12 protein-coding genes, 5 pseudogenes and 1 CRISPR repeat array are annotated in these 14,165 nt (G+C 68.5%); of the genes and pseudogenes, 9 read left to right on the plus strand and 8 right to left on the minus strand.

Annotated elements, in window-relative coordinates; genetic code table 11:
- Positions 1-3: 3 nt before the first annotated feature.
- A complete protein-coding gene (gene cas2e / locus ACFOYY_RS22060; protein ID WP_386191466.1) occupies positions 4-342 on the plus strand; it encodes a type I-E CRISPR-associated endoribonuclease Cas2e in 339 nt (112 codons plus the stop codon).
- 13 nt (positions 343-355) lie between these two features.
- Positions 356-1,542: a CRISPR direct-repeat array (repeat unit 29 nt; unit sequence GTCGTCCCCACGCCCGTGGGGGTGAGCCG).
- A gap of 285 nt (positions 1,543-1,827) precedes the next feature.
- Here the strand turns inward: cas2e and ACFOYY_RS22065 are convergent.
- Positions 1,828-2,040 (minus strand): hypothetical protein, encoded by a 213-nt coding sequence (locus ACFOYY_RS22065; protein ID WP_386191468.1) that lies wholly within the window; start codon positions 2,038-2,040, stop codon positions 1,828-1,830.
- Between the two features lie 26 nt (positions 2,041-2,066).
- Here ACFOYY_RS22065 and ACFOYY_RS22070 point away from each other — a divergent pair.
- The 3 pseudogenes from ACFOYY_RS22070 to ACFOYY_RS22080 all read left to right on the plus strand — a co-directional run.
- A pseudogene (locus ACFOYY_RS22070) lies at positions 2,067-2,144 on the plus strand (hypothetical protein); the annotation flags it as partial.
- Positions 2,145-2,268: 124 nt separating this feature from the next.
- Positions 2,269-3,031: pseudogene (locus ACFOYY_RS22075) on the plus strand (IS256 family transposase); the annotation flags it as partial.
- Positions 2,973-3,257, plus strand: a pseudogene (locus ACFOYY_RS22080) (hypothetical protein); the annotation flags it as partial. The pseudogenes ACFOYY_RS22075 and ACFOYY_RS22080, both read left to right, overlap by 59 nt.
- Positions 3,258-3,316: 59 nt before the next feature.
- Here ACFOYY_RS22080 and ACFOYY_RS42505 read toward each other — a convergent pair.
- Positions 3,317-3,461, minus strand: a pseudogene (locus ACFOYY_RS42505) (IS1380 family transposase); the annotation flags it as partial.
- 38 nt (positions 3,462-3,499) lie between these two features.
- Positions 3,500-4,183 carry a hypothetical protein gene (locus ACFOYY_RS22085; RefSeq protein ID WP_352016562.1) on the minus strand — a complete coding sequence of 228 codons (684 nt, stop codon included), beginning with the start codon at positions 4,181-4,183 and terminating at the stop codon, positions 3,500-3,502.
- 609 nt (positions 4,184-4,792) lie between these two features.
- Here ACFOYY_RS22085 and ACFOYY_RS22090 point away from each other — a divergent pair.
- Together ACFOYY_RS22090 and ACFOYY_RS22095 are read left to right on the plus strand one after the other, a co-directional pair.
- Positions 4,793-5,101: a hypothetical protein gene (locus ACFOYY_RS22090; RefSeq protein WP_352016563.1), complete on the plus strand. Its 309-nt coding sequence runs from the start codon at positions 4,793-4,795 to the stop codon at positions 5,099-5,101.
- A 151-nt stretch (positions 5,102-5,252) separates the two neighbouring features.
- Positions 5,253-5,387, plus strand: a pseudogene (locus ACFOYY_RS22095) (transposase); the annotation flags it as partial.
- A 189-nt stretch (positions 5,388-5,576) separates the two neighbouring features.
- Here ACFOYY_RS22095 and chrA read toward each other — a convergent pair.
- The 3 genes from chrA to ACFOYY_RS22110 form a co-directional block, all read right to left on the minus strand.
- Entirely contained in the window at positions 5,577-6,782 is a 1,206-nt protein-coding gene (gene chrA, locus ACFOYY_RS22100; RefSeq protein WP_386191471.1) for a chromate efflux transporter, read from the minus strand.
- Between the two features lie 18 nt (positions 6,783-6,800).
- Positions 6,801-7,298, minus strand: coding sequence for an HIT family protein (locus ACFOYY_RS22105; protein ID WP_386191474.1), 498 nt, complete (start codon positions 7,296-7,298; stop codon positions 6,801-6,803).
- A 138-nt stretch (positions 7,299-7,436) separates the two neighbouring features.
- Positions 7,437-8,111: an arsenate reductase/protein-tyrosine-phosphatase family protein gene (locus tag ACFOYY_RS22110; RefSeq protein WP_386191477.1), complete on the minus strand. Its 675-nt coding sequence runs from the start codon at positions 8,109-8,111 to the stop codon at positions 7,437-7,439.
- 502 nt (positions 8,112-8,613) lie between these two features.
- On the opposite strand from ACFOYY_RS22110, the gene ACFOYY_RS22115 reads away from it, so the two are divergent.
- Positions 8,614-9,654: a hypothetical protein gene (locus tag ACFOYY_RS22115; RefSeq protein WP_386191479.1), complete on the plus strand. Its 1,041-nt coding sequence runs from the start codon at positions 8,614-8,616 to the stop codon at positions 9,652-9,654.
- Between the two features lie 43 nt (positions 9,655-9,697).
- Entirely contained in the window at positions 9,698-10,768 is a 1,071-nt protein-coding gene (locus ACFOYY_RS22120) for a beta-propeller fold lactonase family protein (protein ID WP_386191482.1), read from the plus strand.
- A gap of 853 nt (positions 10,769-11,621) precedes the next feature.
- Here ACFOYY_RS22120 and ACFOYY_RS22125 read toward each other — a convergent pair.
- Together ACFOYY_RS22125 and ACFOYY_RS22130 are read right to left on the minus strand one after the other, a co-directional pair.
- A complete protein-coding gene (locus tag ACFOYY_RS22125; RefSeq protein WP_386191485.1) occupies positions 11,622-12,320 on the minus strand; it encodes a response regulator in 699 nt (232 codons plus the stop codon).
- On the minus strand, positions 12,317-13,534 hold the full coding sequence (locus tag ACFOYY_RS22130; RefSeq protein WP_386191488.1) for a sensor histidine kinase: 1,218 nt from the start codon (positions 13,532-13,534) through the stop codon (positions 12,317-12,319). Before ACFOYY_RS22130 ends, ACFOYY_RS22125 begins: the two co-directional genes overlap by 4 nt.
- 251 nt (positions 13,535-13,785) lie before the next feature.
- Here ACFOYY_RS22130 and ACFOYY_RS22135 point away from each other — a divergent pair, with 251 nt between their 5' ends.
- Positions 13,786-14,151: a DUF6223 family protein gene (locus tag ACFOYY_RS22135; RefSeq protein WP_386191491.1), complete on the plus strand. Its 366-nt coding sequence runs from the start codon at positions 13,786-13,788 to the stop codon at positions 14,149-14,151.
- Positions 14,152-14,165: the final 14 nt, after the last annotated feature.

The following is a 14,165-nucleotide window of genomic DNA, read 5'->3' on the forward strand; positions in this document are numbered from 1 at the left end:
CCGATGGCCTCGATGATTGTCGTCTCGACCACCGCAGTCCCCGACCATGTCGGTGGAGCACTGTCCCGCTGGCTGATCGAACCTTGTCCGGGGTTGTTCGTCGGCACCGTGTCGGCACGAGTTCGCGACGAGCTCTGGGCCGCGGTCAGCGCGAGCGTTGGAGAGGGCCTGGCGGTTCTCATCCATCCGGCTAACACGGAACAGGGATTCGCGATGCGCACAGCGGGCCAACGCCGCCGCCATGTGATCGACTTCGACGGCCTACAGTTGATCAGATTCGCCGCCGGCGACTTGAGCGACGCGTCGAGCGTGTTGAAAAATTCAAGTGCGATTGTGAAGTAGCAGGTCGGAAAGGGTCGTCCCCACGCCCGTGGGGGTGAGCCGCAGCGTCCTCACGCGCCCACTTCGCAGCCTCCGTCGTCCCCACGCCCGTGGGGGTGAGCCGGTGCCCGGCAGCTTGGAGGGCCGGGTGCTGACGTCGTCCCCACGCCCGTGGGGGTGAGCCGGCCGGGCCCCTCGTCGAGGAGCCGTACGGGCAGTCGTCCCCACGCCCGTGGGGGTGAGCCGCCAGTGCCGCTCCCATTCACCCATTCGATGTAGTCGTCCCCACGCCCGTGGGGGTGAGCCGTCCCTGACGGCCCGCAAAGCCCGCCGCAGAGCGTCGTCCCCACGCCCGTGGGGGTGAGCCGTGATCGAGCGCATGCGGATGTTCGCATGGGTCGTCGTCCCCACGCCCGTGGAGGTGAGCCGCCGCCCGCGACGTCCAGGCCTCGCTGTTCGACGTCGTCCCCACGCCCGTGGGGGTGAGCCGCCGCTGTGGCGCGAGCTGATGCTCCTGGAGGAGTCGTCCCCACGCCCGTGGGGGTGAGCCGCGGTGCGGCAAGCGCTACAACAACCCCCTCACGTCGTCCCCACGCCCGTGGGGGTGAGCCGCCTTGTCCGCGGTCTCCGTCGCCTCGCCGGGCGTCGTCCCCACGCCCGTGGGGGTGAGCCGGTCTGGGTGAGGAGTTCCACGGCCTGGGCGGTGTCGTCCCCACGCCCGTGGGGGTGAGCCGCGGTGACCCCCCAGGAAGAGCAGTTCGTAGAGGTCGTCCCCACGCCCGTGGGGGTGAGCCGTGACTTCGGAGCCGGTCATCACCCGGCCTGCCGTCGTCCCCACGCCCGTGGGGGTGAGCCGGGCGACGGGACCCGGTTCGTGGATGTCCCTGGGTCGTCCCCACGCCCGTGGGGGTGAGCCGACCTCCAGCAGCCCGCAGGGCCCCTCGCCGCCGTCGTCCCCACGCCCGTGGGGGTGAGCCGCCCCGCGGCTTCACTTCCTTGATGACGATCCGTCGTCCCCACGCCCGTGGGGGGAGCCGGTCGTTTTGCCTGCGGGTACGCAGTGGCTGTTGTCGTCCCCACGCCCGTGGGGGTGAGCCAGTTGCGTCCGCGCGACGGCCGCCGCTCCAAGCGGTCGTCCCCACGCCCGTGGGGGTGAGCCGCTCCCTGCCGGTCAGGCCCGCGTCCCGCCTCAGTCGTCCCCACGCCCGTGGGGGTGAGCCGCGGATGGTGGACGATCGGATGCCGTATTCGCGGTCGTTCCTACATTCGTGGGGGCGCCTAACGCCTCAATCAAGGTCTAGCCAGAGGGTGTCCTGAGAGTCCAAGAGATGAGCGAAGGGTTGTGGTCGCCCCTCGGACACAAACCCTTGGCCGATATCGTCCTGGTCAGTGCTCGCACTGACCAGGACTTTTCGCTTTCCGGGGTGGTAGGTCAACCGCATCCCCAAAGCGGCGTAGATCCTGGCCTTCCGCTCGGGGTCGGCCTCGTTCAGCACCCGGACAGCATCACCCAAGGTTGCGTCCACGGAGGTGGCGTACGAGTTTGACCTGGTCACAGGCATGGCGCCGGGAAATGATGACGGTCATCGCGTGATCCTTCGAGTAGCGAAGATCAAGTTCGAAGGAGAACCAGGCGATGGCCGCAGACAACAGTGTGGCCCCCGATTCCTGGCTGGCGGAGTAGATCGAGACCGGCGATCCGGATCTGTTGCGATCCATGGCGGGAGACCATGGCCGAAGCGTTGATGTCGGCCGAGGCCGACGGCCTGTGCGGCGCCGGATACGGCGAGCGGACCGAGGAGCGCACCAACCGCCGCAACGGCTACCGCTCCCGCGGCTGGGACACCCGCGCCGGAACCGTGGAGCTCGCCATTCCCAAGCTCCGCTCGGGCTCCTACCTTCCCCGACGGGCTGCTGGAGCGTCGACGGCGGGCCGAGCAGGCCCTGATCAGCATGGTGGCCACCAGCTACCTGCTGGACGTCTCCACCCGGCGGGTCGACAAACTCGTCGAGCAACTCGGCATCAAGACCATCTCCAAGAGCCAGGTCTCCCAGATGGTCAAGGTGCTCGACACCCAGGTGGAGGCGTTTCGCACCCGCGCGTTGGACGGCGGGCCGTACGCCTTCGTCTGGCTGGACGCCCTGACCCAGAAGGTCCGCGAAGGCGGCCGGATCGTCAACGTGCGCGTCCTGGTCGCCACGGCCGTGAACGCAGGCGGCAACCCCTCGGGCTGGAGGTCACCTCGGCCGAGAACGGCGCCGGCTGGCTGAGGTTCCTGCGGGGCTTGGTGGCCTGCGGCCTGGGCGGGGTGCAGCTGGTCGTCTCCGACGCCCGTCCTGGCCTGGTCGAGGCGATCGGCGCGACCTTGGCGGGCGCGTTCTGGCAGAGATGCCGCACCCACTACCTGCGCAGTCTGCTGCCACCGTCCCGAAGTCGGCGCAGCCGTGGGTGGCGACCCTGGTGCGCACCGTCTTCGACCAGCCTGCCGCCGAGCAGGTACGCGCTCAGCGTGCCTGGGTGATCGACGCGCTGGAGGCGAAGTTTCCGGCCGCGTGCGAGCACCTGGAAGCCGCCCGCGAAGACCTGCTGGCCTTCACCGCCTTCCCCGAAGGAGACCTGGCGGCAGGTCTGGTCGAACAATCCACAGGAGCGGTTGAACAAGGAGATCCGCCACCGCACCGACGTGGTCGGCATCTTCCCGAACCTGGCGCGATCGTCCGGCTCGTCGGTGCGGTTTTGGCCGAGCAGACCGATGAGTGGACCGAGGCCCGCCGCTCCATGGGGCTCGACATCCTGGCCAAATGCCGGATGCGCGTCCTTGCCGGCGACACACCGGCCCACAACCCACTACCGCAGACACTTACCGCTTAACCTGCAGAAACAGGATCACGCGAAGGTCAGCTCGTACACCACTTCACTGGACGTGACCCCTTAAAAGCCATTGTCTTACCGAATGTAGTTCCTGCGTTTCCGCTGGTGAGCCCAGGGGCGTTCGCAGCGAACGCGGTTTACGTCCACGTCGGTGGCCCACAATCGGGCGCCGGGGTGCGGGCGTTCCTTCCGCACGACCAGCCCCGTCCCACACGTCCTCGCCGACGGTGCCGTCGGCCTCGACGGTCGGGGTCCACGCGCTCGCGGGAACCCCGAACCGGCACAACAGCGCGCCTGGGCGGGTGCCTACCGCAGGACGGGCCTGCCCTCAAGCACCGCCTTCAGGATCTTCAGGCTGTCGCCGATTCCGTCCTCTTCGAGGAACTCAGGCAGGACCGCCTCCGCCACGCTGGCGACCTTGCCTTCCCCGCCGAGGTAGACAGCGGCATTGGCTCCCTCGGCGTACTCGTCCAGGTGACCGCGAACACAGGTGTCGGTCGTTGGTTTGCCGGCGAAGTAGATACAGCCCCGGCCGCCCATCTCAAGCCAGGTGTGTGCAGACACCGGCCCTTTGACGACGAGGGCGGCCGGGTCGTACAGCGAAGTCGCGAGAAGGTTCCGGACGGTCAAAGACCGGCCGACGAACAGGCAACTGTCCCAGAGGCACACCAGATCCTGTGCCACGACCGAGCCGGTGACGTAGAGCGAAGTGTAGACATCCGCGTTGCAAAAGGTGATGGGACCGCTGACGGTCAGATCGCCATCGATGACGTAGACCGTGTCCTCGTCCTCGCAGGGCGTGTTGCCCAGCGCCAGCGCACCGTCGATCGTCAGGTCACCGCGGTGGACGTAGAAATGCTCGGGTTCCTCACCGAAATAGTCGTCGACATCCCAGCTGGTGCGGTTGCTCGCTTCGGCCATGTCGTACTGCTCCAGCGCCTCCTCAACTGGCACGGCATCCCAGTTTGCGGTGGGCGATTCGAGAAACATGCCTCTCCCTTTCGACAGTGGGGTCATCGGCGGGTGGTCGCCGCCGCAGCGTTCGATAGCTGCCGTGATCCTCCCTCACAGCTACGACAGCATGCTGACGGGCGATCCGAGTGAAGGTCACTTCTCCGAGTTCCTTCATCCGAGCGTCGCCCGTCGCAGGTCACGATCCGTCCGAGCCCTGCTGCCGAAGGCGTCGATCCCGAGGTCCAGACCTGTCGCGGCGTTGTCAGACGCAGGACGTAGGCTCCCGGTCCGATGAGGTGCGACCACAGGCGTGGCACATGCGCGATGACGGCTGGCGACGGGACTGTGAAACTGGCGGCGTCGCGGACCGGGGCCAGGCCCAAACTGCGCGCGGACCTGTTCGCGGTGCTGGAGAGGTCGCTGCTCCGGCGCGGCTCGCAGGCCAACACCGCATTTACCGGCACCGATCAGTTCGTCCGTCACCTTCGGCGGGACTCCGCGAAATCCAGTACCGCAGCGACCCGATCGACGGGTGCCTGAGAAGCCGTTGTCGTGCCGACCTCGGCGTCGGGTTACAGGACTTGGTTTCCTGGCAGGGCGATTTCTGTGCTGTCGCGCATGCGAGCAGGGCCTCTTGGAATCTCAGTGGTTGTCGAAGCCGAACGGGAGGCCCAGGAGGCCCTGTTGCCACGGTTGTACACGGTCGCGGCGGGCGAGTCCGGTCCGTTCCACCGTGAGTGTGACTGCCTCGCGCACATGTACGGGAACGCGGACGACCGGCCGGTCCGGGCACGCGTGTACCCGTCGGACATGACCGACGCCGAGTGGCGGGTCGTGCGGGCGGCGCTGCCGGTGCCCGCCTGGTTGGAAGGGCGGGGCGGGCAGCCGGAGGCGTACTGCCACCGGGAGATGGTCGACGCGGTGCGCTTCCCCGTCGGCAACGGGATCAAGTGACGGGCGATGCCAGCCGATTTCCCGGCCTGGGCCTGCGTCTACGCGTTCTTCCGCCGCTGGCGCGACCAAGGCCTGGCCGGCGAGTTCCACGACCGGCTGCGCGCGGTGCCACATCGCCGAGGGCCGGGCGGCGGAGTCGACCGCGGGCAACATCGATGCGCAGTCGGTCAAGGCCGCCGCCTCGGTCCGGTCCGCGACGCGCGGCTACGACGGCGGCAAGAAGATCAACGGCCGCAAGCGGCACATCGTCGTGGACACGCTCGGGCTGCTGCTTCAGGTGCTGGTCGGCCAGGCTTCGCCAAGGCCCTTGAGGCTTGATCAGCTTGGTCCTGTACAAGCCGATCTGTGCCTCCATCAGGACGTTGTCGAGCGCATCTCCGACGGTACCGACGGAGGTATCGATCCCGGCCGCCAGCGGATGGGTGGTGAACCGGAAGGAGGTGTGGTGAAGGGGACCTGGCCCCGGTCGAGGCTCTCAGCTGAGCAGGGTGTGGGCAAAGCCGATCAGGGCACCTGCCGCGATGTACCAGGCGTTGTTGAGCCGGGTCTTCCACAGCAGCACCAGCGTGGCCAGAGCGATGGCCGCAGTCAACCCGTCGACGATCGCGGTCCGGCCGAGCTCATACGACACTCCGGCCATCAGGGCGAGCGCGGCGGTGTTGAGGCCGTCCAGCAGGGCGGCGGTCCAGGCCCGTGAGCGCAGCCAGTCGGTGAGCCGGGTCAGCAGGCCGACGAAGAGGAAGGAGGGCAGGAAGATCGCCACGGTGGCGAGGAACGCGCCGATGGGCCCGGCCACCAGGTAGCCGATGAAGGTGGCGGTGGTGAAGACCGGGCCAGGGGTGACCTGGCCGATGGAGACGGCGTCGATGAGCTGCTGGTTGGTGATCCAGCCAAGCCGGTCGACGAAGTCGCCGCGCAGGAAGGCCAACAGCACGTACCCGCTGCCGTACAGCACTGAGCCGATCTTCAGCATGGTGAGGAGCAACTGCGCCAGCTGCCCGCCGGTTGGATCGGGAAAGACCGGGGAGCCGCCGAGGCCGAGCAGCGGCAGGGCCAGCATCCCTTGGGGGGAATCGCGGCGTAGCCGGCGGGCCAGCCGGACGGCCGCAGCCGACAGGGCGCCGGTGGCCAGGATCAGCAGTTCGTTGACGCCCAGCAGGTAGGCGGCCAGGGCGGCGACCGCCAGCGCGCCGAGCCAGATGTTCTTGACGACGGTGCGGAGCAGGCTGAACAGGGCGTGTGCGATGATCGCGATCACCACCGGGACAATGCCGTACAGGATGCCCTGGATGGCGGGGGTGTGGCCGTAGGTGACATACGCCCAGGCCAGTGCGGTGACCATGAGCGCGGCCGGGAGGATGAAGCACACGCCTGCGGCGAGCAGGCCGCGCCGGCGGGCCCGGTCGTAGCCCAGGTGGATGGCCAGTTCGGTGGAGTTGGGGCCGGGGATGAGATTGGTGGCGCCCATCAGGTCGACGAACCGCTGGTCGCTGACCCAGCCGCGACGGCGCACCAGCTCGTCGCGCATCATCGCGGTGTGCGCGGCCGGGCCGCCGAAGGCGATCGTGCCCAGTTTGAGGAACACCAGCGTCACCTCCCGCAGGCGGCGCCGGGCTGCTTCGCGGTCGGGGTCGTCTGGGTCGTTCGAGGTGCCGTTCGGGCTGGGTGGTTGCGGGCTCACGGTAAACCGGTGTCTTTCTTACACGGGCCGATATCGGTTATCGGTGTTCGCTGTCGGGTCAGGGGGCCGGTGAGGTGGGGCCGTGATCGTGTGGTCCAGATGATCGCGGACGGCTCGGGCGGTCTCGGCGGCGTCGGCGGGATCGCTGTGCTGCGGGGCGTTGAGGAAGGCGGTGCCGCGCAGCGCGTGCGAGGCCGGGCGCGGGTACAGCCAGGCGTGGAAGTGCTGAACGCGGTCGCGGGTGGAGACCAGGTGGACGCGTTCGGCGTCGGTCGTGGCGCGCAGCGCGGTGTCCAGTCGGGTGAGCAGAGCGCCGAAGGAGGCCGACTCGTCCGGCATCATCTCGGCGAAGTCGATGAAGTGCCGCCGTGAGGTGATCTTCAGGGCGCCGGGCATGGTGGTCTCGGCGGGCCCCTGCCCGACCAGCCAGTGCTCGTCGCTGTGAACCCATCCGCCGATCGGGTCCTGGCCGCCCTCCTGCAGGTGGCAGTAGGGGCATTCGCGCTCACCGGTCATGGCTCCTCCTGGAGACGGGTCGATGCCCGCCGACGACGCCGCCGAGCATGAGGGGAAACGCGGGGCAAGGTGCACAGCGGGACCGGTGCGGCGGGCCGGTTCTGCGGCGATCAGCGCCGATCACCTGGCGGGCGCCGCTCACGGCGGGCCGGGTGCCGTCGTGGGCCCGGTCAGGGTGGCCAGCCGGTCGACGCGCTCGGCGAGCAGGGCCAGGACGTCCTCGAAGATCTCGTCGGTGTCGACGGGGCCGGGGTCGGGGATCGACCAGTGCACCTGCCGCAGGCCCGGGGCGAGGTGTTCGTAGGCGTTGTCGCAGACGGCGACGACCAGATCGTGGGGGGTGAGCACGTCACGGACGTCGGCGGTGCCGTGCCGCTCCAGGCTCAGCCCGTGACGGCGGGCGGTGTCGATGGCGCGGGGGTTGAGACGGGGACCGGGTTGGGTGCCGGCGGAGGTGACCGGGACGGCGCTGCGGGATGTCCAGAGCGCGGCGGCCAGGGGGGAGCGGGCGGCGTTGCGGGTGCACACGAACACCACCCGCGGCGCTGTGACGACCTGGCGCTGGTTCAGGGCCTCCAGGGCTGAGGGGATCAGCCGGATGTAGACGCGGCGGCGGTCGGCGTGGGAGCGGCCGCGGGTGATGAGGCCCACCTGTGTCAGTACACGCAGGTGGTGGGACAGCAGGTTGGACGGCAGGTCCAGGGCGTGGCCCAGTTCTCCAGGCGACAGGTCGCCGACGGCCAGGGCGTCGATGATCGCCAGCCTGGCCGGGTCGGCCAGGGCCTGGTGCAGGGCGAGGCGCTCAGGCGACACCCTTCCTTCAATGTCCATTGAGTCAATGGTGGCTGAGGTGTTTTCATGAGTCAACGCCGCACTTGATCACCACGCCCCGCACCCCCCTCACCCCGTTCGCCGACACCCTCAGGGGGCCGTCGGACCCGCGCCCCAAGGCGTTCACGGCATGGACACCCGGTCGTCGACGGCCACCGGCAACCCCATGCACTCCAGCGACATGACGCCGGAAAGGATTTCTTATTTCCCCTACTCGTAAAAAATGGGACCAAAAATAGAATCCCCGCCTTTTTGCCGCACCGCGAAGCCATCGGTACAGGCGATTTGTCGCGCGATCGGCCCCGCCCGGCGTCATATTGACGCGCCGACGGAAGCTGCAGCTCAGAGGTGAATTTTGCGCGCCTCGATTCGAAAGGCATGGCACGCTTCCGCAAAAATATGCGCAATTTCCCTCTTTCCCTGCTCATCTCTTAAGCCTATTTTTCGGATATCACCCCCACCGTCCAAGATTGGGGCGTCCGTGATGAGCCAAACCCTCTTCTCTCCAGGCCGAAAATCCCTGCGCGAAACCATCGCCGAGGCCTCGGTCACCACCAAGCTCTACTGGCTGCTGCGCATCGGGGTAGGCATCGAGTTCATCGGGCACGGCTGGGCGGGCCTGAGCCGCTCACGGGCCTGGCTGCCCTACTACGACCTGTTCGGCATCTCCTCCGACGTCGCCCTGAACTACCTGATGTACGTCACCGGCGCCATCGACATCACCATCGGGCTGCTCATCCTGTTCTGGCCCGCCCGCATCCTGCTGCTGCACACCACCGTGTGGGGCATCTTCACCGCCCTGCTACGCCCCACCGTCGGCGAAGGCTGGTGGGAGTTCCTCGAACGCGGCGGCAACTACGGCATGCCACTCGCACTGCTGATCATGGCCGGCTGGGGCGGCTGGTCACTGCGCCGCTGGCTGCAGCGCGTGGATGAGCCCGCAGCCATCTCCGACCGCACCCTCATCGCCATCCACTGGGCCATGCGCGGCGGCCTGGCCCTGCTGCTGATCGGCCACGGCGGCTTCGGCGCCTTCGAGCACAAACGCTACTGGTATGACTTCTTCGCCTTCTTCGGCCTCGGCAAGACAGCCGTGGACTCGGCCAACCTGATGGTGCTGGTCGGCGCCTTCGAAATCCTGCTCGGCCTGGCGATCCTGGTAAAGCCGTGGCGGTCGCTGCTGTTGTTCGTCCTGGTCTGGAAACTCGGCACCGAACTGCTGCGTCCGCTGGTCGGCCAGGAGTGGTTCCAGTTCGTCGAACGCGACGGCGACTACGTGCTGCCGATCACGCTGTATGTCAGCGCCGCCGCCTACGCCCTGGCGCGCACCCGCACCCGCACCGAACCGCTGTCCCCGCCGACTACGGCGGAGCCCGGCGCCCCCACCCGCTCCCCTGACCGCTCCTCGTTCCGCCCACCCGCCGCACGATCACCGAACCGTCGGTGCCGATTTCGCCACCCCAGACATGCGCGCTTCACCTCCTGGTACGGCGAGCCGCCGGGCCGGCCACTGCGTCCTCTATGACCGGCCCCGCAGCCTTCCCTCCTCACGAAAGGTCACCTCACCCATGTCACCTGACCGTCTCGGTCCCCGCCAGAACATCGCCCGCCGCCTTCTGCCGCCCCTCTTGGCCTGCGCCGCCCTGATCACCGTCGGCACACCGGCCGCGGCGGTCACCGCGACCACACCAGCGGGCCCGCTGTCCGGCGTGACGGCCAACGGCCACGTCGAAACCCACCCCGGCCCAGGACGCCCCGTGGTGCTGGCCACCATTGACGTCGGCCTCAACCCCCGCGCGGTCGCCTTCACCCCCGGCTGGCGCCAGGCGTATGTCGCCAACGCCGGATCCAACACCGTCTCGGTCATCGACGTGCGCCGCCGCACCGTGATCGACACCATCGACGTCGGTGCCTTCCCCTACGGCGTCGGCTTCGTCCGCCACGGCGCCTTCGCCTACATCGCCAACCGCGACTCCGACGAGGTGTCCGTCATCGACACCGCACACCGCAAGGTCATCAAGACCATCCCCGTCGGCGACGCCCCCCGCTGGGTGGCGATCGCCCCCGACGGCCGCTTCGCCTACGTCAGCAGCACCGGCTCCGGAGCGGTCACCGTCATCGACACCGCCACCCACACCGTCACCGCCACCATCACCGTCGGTCGCTCCCCCAGAGGCATCGCCTTCACCCCCGACGGCCGCACCGCCTACGTCGCCAACTCCGACTCCGACACCGTCTCAGTCGTCGACACCGCCACCCGCACCGTCACCGCAACCATCACCGTCGGCGACGAGCCCCGCGGTGTCCTGGTCACCCCGAACGGCCGCACCGTCTACGTCAGCAACACCATCGGCGGCACCGTCTCGGTCATCGACGCCCGCACCAACGCCGTCACCGCGACCATCACCGTCGGCGCCAACCCGCGCGGCTTGGCCCTGCACACCGGCAACCGCATCGCCTACGTCGCCAACTCCGGCTCCGACAGCGTCTTCACCTTCGACACCCGCACCAACACCGTCCTGGGCGAGGTCGCCGTCGGCGACGACCCCCGCTGGACCGCCTCCGGCCCCGGCGGCACCTTCCTCTACGTCACCAACACCGGCTCCCACAGCGTCTCGGTACTCACCCTCGCCCGGTGACCCCATCCCGCAGAAGGGGCGCTCCATCTGACGATGCACGGGGACCGTAACCCAGCCCCTCCAGCAGGACGTACCCGCCGCACCCGACCCCACGACTTCATGGCCGGGCGCGGCGGACGTCCGGTTCCCCCACCGGCCAGGCACCGCATGAGGATCGAGTGGTCGGCGTGCCGAACAGGAGCCATGGCCCTGCCCCGGAATTGGGGTTTCGGCGTCGTGGGTGTTACCGGCGTCGCGTCGCCAGGCCCCGGTTGGCCTGCCAACGGGCCATCGCCTCGGGGACACGCGAGCGTAGCGGGCCGGCAAGGCGACCGAGGTGTGACCGGAGTAGACCAGCAGAGTGGAGGTGTTGGCGCCGTCTTCGGTGGCGTGGGTAAGAGCGGAGTGGCGTAACCGCTGCAGTGCCCACGGTCCGCCCGCACGTTGGGCATGGCGGTCTCGAAGCGTTCGGCGACCAGGGCGCGCAAGGCGATGCTGTAGACGCGGGCAGCGTTGGCGTTGGCGACCTGAGTGAGAAACGCACCCGCCGCTTCCAGCGCCAGAGCGGCCGACGGCGATTACAGGCGGTGGAGCGACCCCCCGGTGCCCTCCCACGGGCTATCGCAGACAAGCAACGAGAATCGCCCCGTTAAAGCGGGGTGTTCTCCCAGGACGGGATCGACGTCGCTCCAGACAATCATTCACTATCTGCGATAACAACCCTTAGCGTTCGATCTCGCAGAAATACCGGTCAGACGCCATGTTCTCTCATCCGCCGACCGCGAGCGCGGCCGCGACGGCGGGCGTCCCCGGCGTTCGACAACGACGTGATCATCTACGCTCGGTCGCTGTACGAGCGCGGCGTGGCCGTGCCCTACACCGCAGGGCTGACCAGTCCTGTTTGGTAAGCGATGACGACCAGTTGCGCACGATCGCGCGCACCCAGTTTCGCCATCGCGCGACTGACATGGGTGCGCGCGGTGGCCGGACTGAGAAACAACTCGGCACCGATCTCATGGTTGCTCAGGCCCTCCCCCACCAGGGCAAGCACTTGGCGCTCGCGCTCGGTCAGCACTGCGAGCCGGTCCTCCGCGGCACGGACAGCCGTTCGTCGCGCCGTGAACTGGCCGATAAGGCGTCGGGTGATCCGTGGTGCGAGCAGCGCGTCTCCGGCGGCGATCACCCGGATGGCATGCAGGAGTTCGGCAGGTCCGGCGTCTTTGAGCAGGAAGCCGCTGGCACCGGCCTGCAAGGCGTCGAAGACATAAGCGTCGGTGTCATAGGTGGTGAGGATGAGGACCCGGACCTGCTCCAACCCGTGCGTCCCGGCGATCTGGGCGGTGGCCTGGATCCCGTCCACCTTGGGCATGCGGATGTCCATCAGCACGACATCGGGGCGGATGGCGCGGGTCCGCTCGACGGCTTCGTGACCGTTGGTGGCTTCTCCCACCACGGTGATGTCGTCCTCAAGGTCGAGCAGAACCCTGAACCCGGATCGCACGAGACCCTCGTCGTCGGCGAGCAACACCTTGATCGGAGCGTTGGTCAACGGTGAGACGGCCGCTGTGTTCATAGGCGTGACCCGGTCGGTGTGAGGGGCAGTCGGGCCTTGACTTCGAACCCGCCGCCGGGAAGGGGCCCGGCGTCGAGTTCTCCGCCCAGCAGTTGACAGCGCTCGCGCATGCCGACGATCCCGCGGCCGGGTTCGGCCGAGTCGCCCGTGCCGCTCGGATGCCGGGCGGCACGGCGGCCTTCATCCGTCACGCGGATCTCCAAGGCGTCGATCCCGGGGCTCAGCGCTACGGTCACCCGAGTCGGACCGACGTGGCGGATCACGTTGGTGATCGATTCCTGAAGGATTCGGTAGGCGGCACCTCCCACCGCGCTGGGCAACGGCACCGAGGGCAAGGTCTCCTCAAGCGTGATGTCGAGCCCGGCCTCACGTGCCTTGGCGGCCAGTTCGTCGATCTGCCCCAGCCCGGGGTACGGCGCCCGCCCGTCACCGTCACCGTCGTCGTCACGGAGCACCCCGAGAATGGCCCGCATCTCCCGCAGCGCCCGGGAACTGGTCTGCTCGATGGTTCGCAGCGCCTCGCGCGCCACTTCCGGCCGCTTGTCGAGTACGTGCGCGGTGACACCGGACTGGACGTTGATGATCGCTATGGCGTGGGCGACGGTGTCGTGGACCTCGCGCGCGATCCGGAGCCGTTCGGCGTCCACACGCGCCCGCGCTTCCTCCTCGCGAGTCCGTTCGGCCAGCTCAGCGCGCTCCTTGGCTTCGGCCGCGATGACCTGTCGGGACCGGACGGACTCACCAAGGGCCGCGCTCATGACCGACGCGCCGATCCGGAACCACACCCAGCCGATGGCGGCGCGTGGCTCGATGTCAGCCGCGGCGACCAGCCAGGCGATGGCGAGCACCGAAGTACCGACACCGGCGATCACCAGCGACCGGCGCCCGTCCCCATAGGCTGCCAAGGTGTACAGGGCGACGTAGAGCCCGAGCCAGCCAGGTCCGTCCGGGAAGTCAAGGCCGTAGTACACCAAGCTGGCGAGGGCGGTGGTGACGAACACCGGCAACGGCCATCGGCGGCGGGCGGCGACGGCCACGCCACTCACGACCAGCAGGACATATCCCAGGTTTCCGAGGTCGGTAAGGGGTCGCTGCACCACCTCGCCGGCGTTTCGGACGATCGTGCCCTGAACCTGCGTCACGGTGATGAAGAGCGCGAGCAACACCTCCTGCACCAGCGCAGGCAGACGCAACGACACCACGCGGTGTTTCATCCCGCGATCCTACGGTTCCCGCACATGAGACCACTCCGCCCAGATGCGCGACCGCATACGACGACGGATGTAGCCAGGCACGAGGTGTCTACGCGGAACTGCGTAGACACTGCCGTCCGCTGTCGGAGGCCGCGACCGCCTCGACGGCACGATGATCGATTCCGCGAGCGCTGAACACGCTATCGGCAGAAAGGATCCTCATGTCCATCCGTCACTCGCTAGCCACCGCCGCAGCCGCCCTAATCGGAATCGTGGGACTCGCCACACCGGCAGCCGCGCACGTCCTGGTCCAGCCCGTCGGGGCTTACACCTTGACCTCCGGGCGTCTCTGGACTGTGGTGGCCGCTCTGCTGGGACTGCCCGGCGTAGTCATCGGCGGGCTGGCTCTGGCCCGCTCCGCCGGTCGTATCGGTGCCGACACCGGGAGAAAGAGGGCCATCGTGGCCCTGGTGGCAGGGCTGGCCTGCATGGTCATCGGCGGGCTGGTCGTGGCCGCCGCCGAAGGTGGTCCCGGCACCGGCTACGGAATAGTCGGGGGCTTCGTGGATCTGGCGATCGGGCTGATCGCCGCGGTCCTCGGTGGGCTGGCTCTGGCACGCTCCCGTCACACAGCCTGACCCGGCCCAGTGCC

Origin of the sequence: Streptosporangium jomthongense, from assembly GCF_042650425.1 — a bacterium.
Classification (GTDB): domain Bacteria; phylum Actinomycetota; class Actinomycetes; order Streptosporangiales; family Streptosporangiaceae; genus Streptosporangium.

What these genes read in the sequence shown, in the direction of transcription:
- cas2e (WP_386191466.1), top strand. Translation starts at nt 4, where the DNA reads ATGGCCTCGATGATTGTCGTCTCGACCACCGCAGTCCCCGACCATGTC.
- ACFOYY_RS22065 (WP_386191468.1), bottom strand. Translation starts at nt 2,040, where the DNA reads ATGGATCGCAACAGATCCGGATCGCCGGTCTCGATCTACTCCGCCAGC.
- ACFOYY_RS22085 (WP_352016562.1), bottom strand. Translation starts at nt 4,183, where the DNA reads ATGTTTCTCGAATCGCCCACCGCAAACTGGGATGCCGTGCCAGTTGAG.
- ACFOYY_RS22105 (WP_386191474.1), bottom strand. Translation starts at nt 7,298, where the DNA reads ATGACCGGTGAGCGCGAATGCCCCTACTGCCACCTGCAGGAGGGCGGC.
- ACFOYY_RS22115 (WP_386191479.1), top strand. Translation starts at nt 8,614, where the DNA reads ATGAGCCAAACCCTCTTCTCTCCAGGCCGAAAATCCCTGCGCGAAACC.
- ACFOYY_RS22120 (WP_386191482.1), top strand. Translation starts at nt 9,698, where the DNA reads ATGTCACCTGACCGTCTCGGTCCCCGCCAGAACATCGCCCGCCGCCTT.
- ACFOYY_RS22125 (WP_386191485.1), bottom strand. Translation starts at nt 12,320, where the DNA reads ATGAACACAGCGGCCGTCTCACCGTTGACCAACGCTCCGATCAAGGTG.
- ACFOYY_RS22130 (WP_386191488.1), bottom strand. Translation starts at nt 13,534, where the DNA reads ATGAAACACCGCGTGGTGTCGTTGCGTCTGCCTGCGCTGGTGCAGGAG.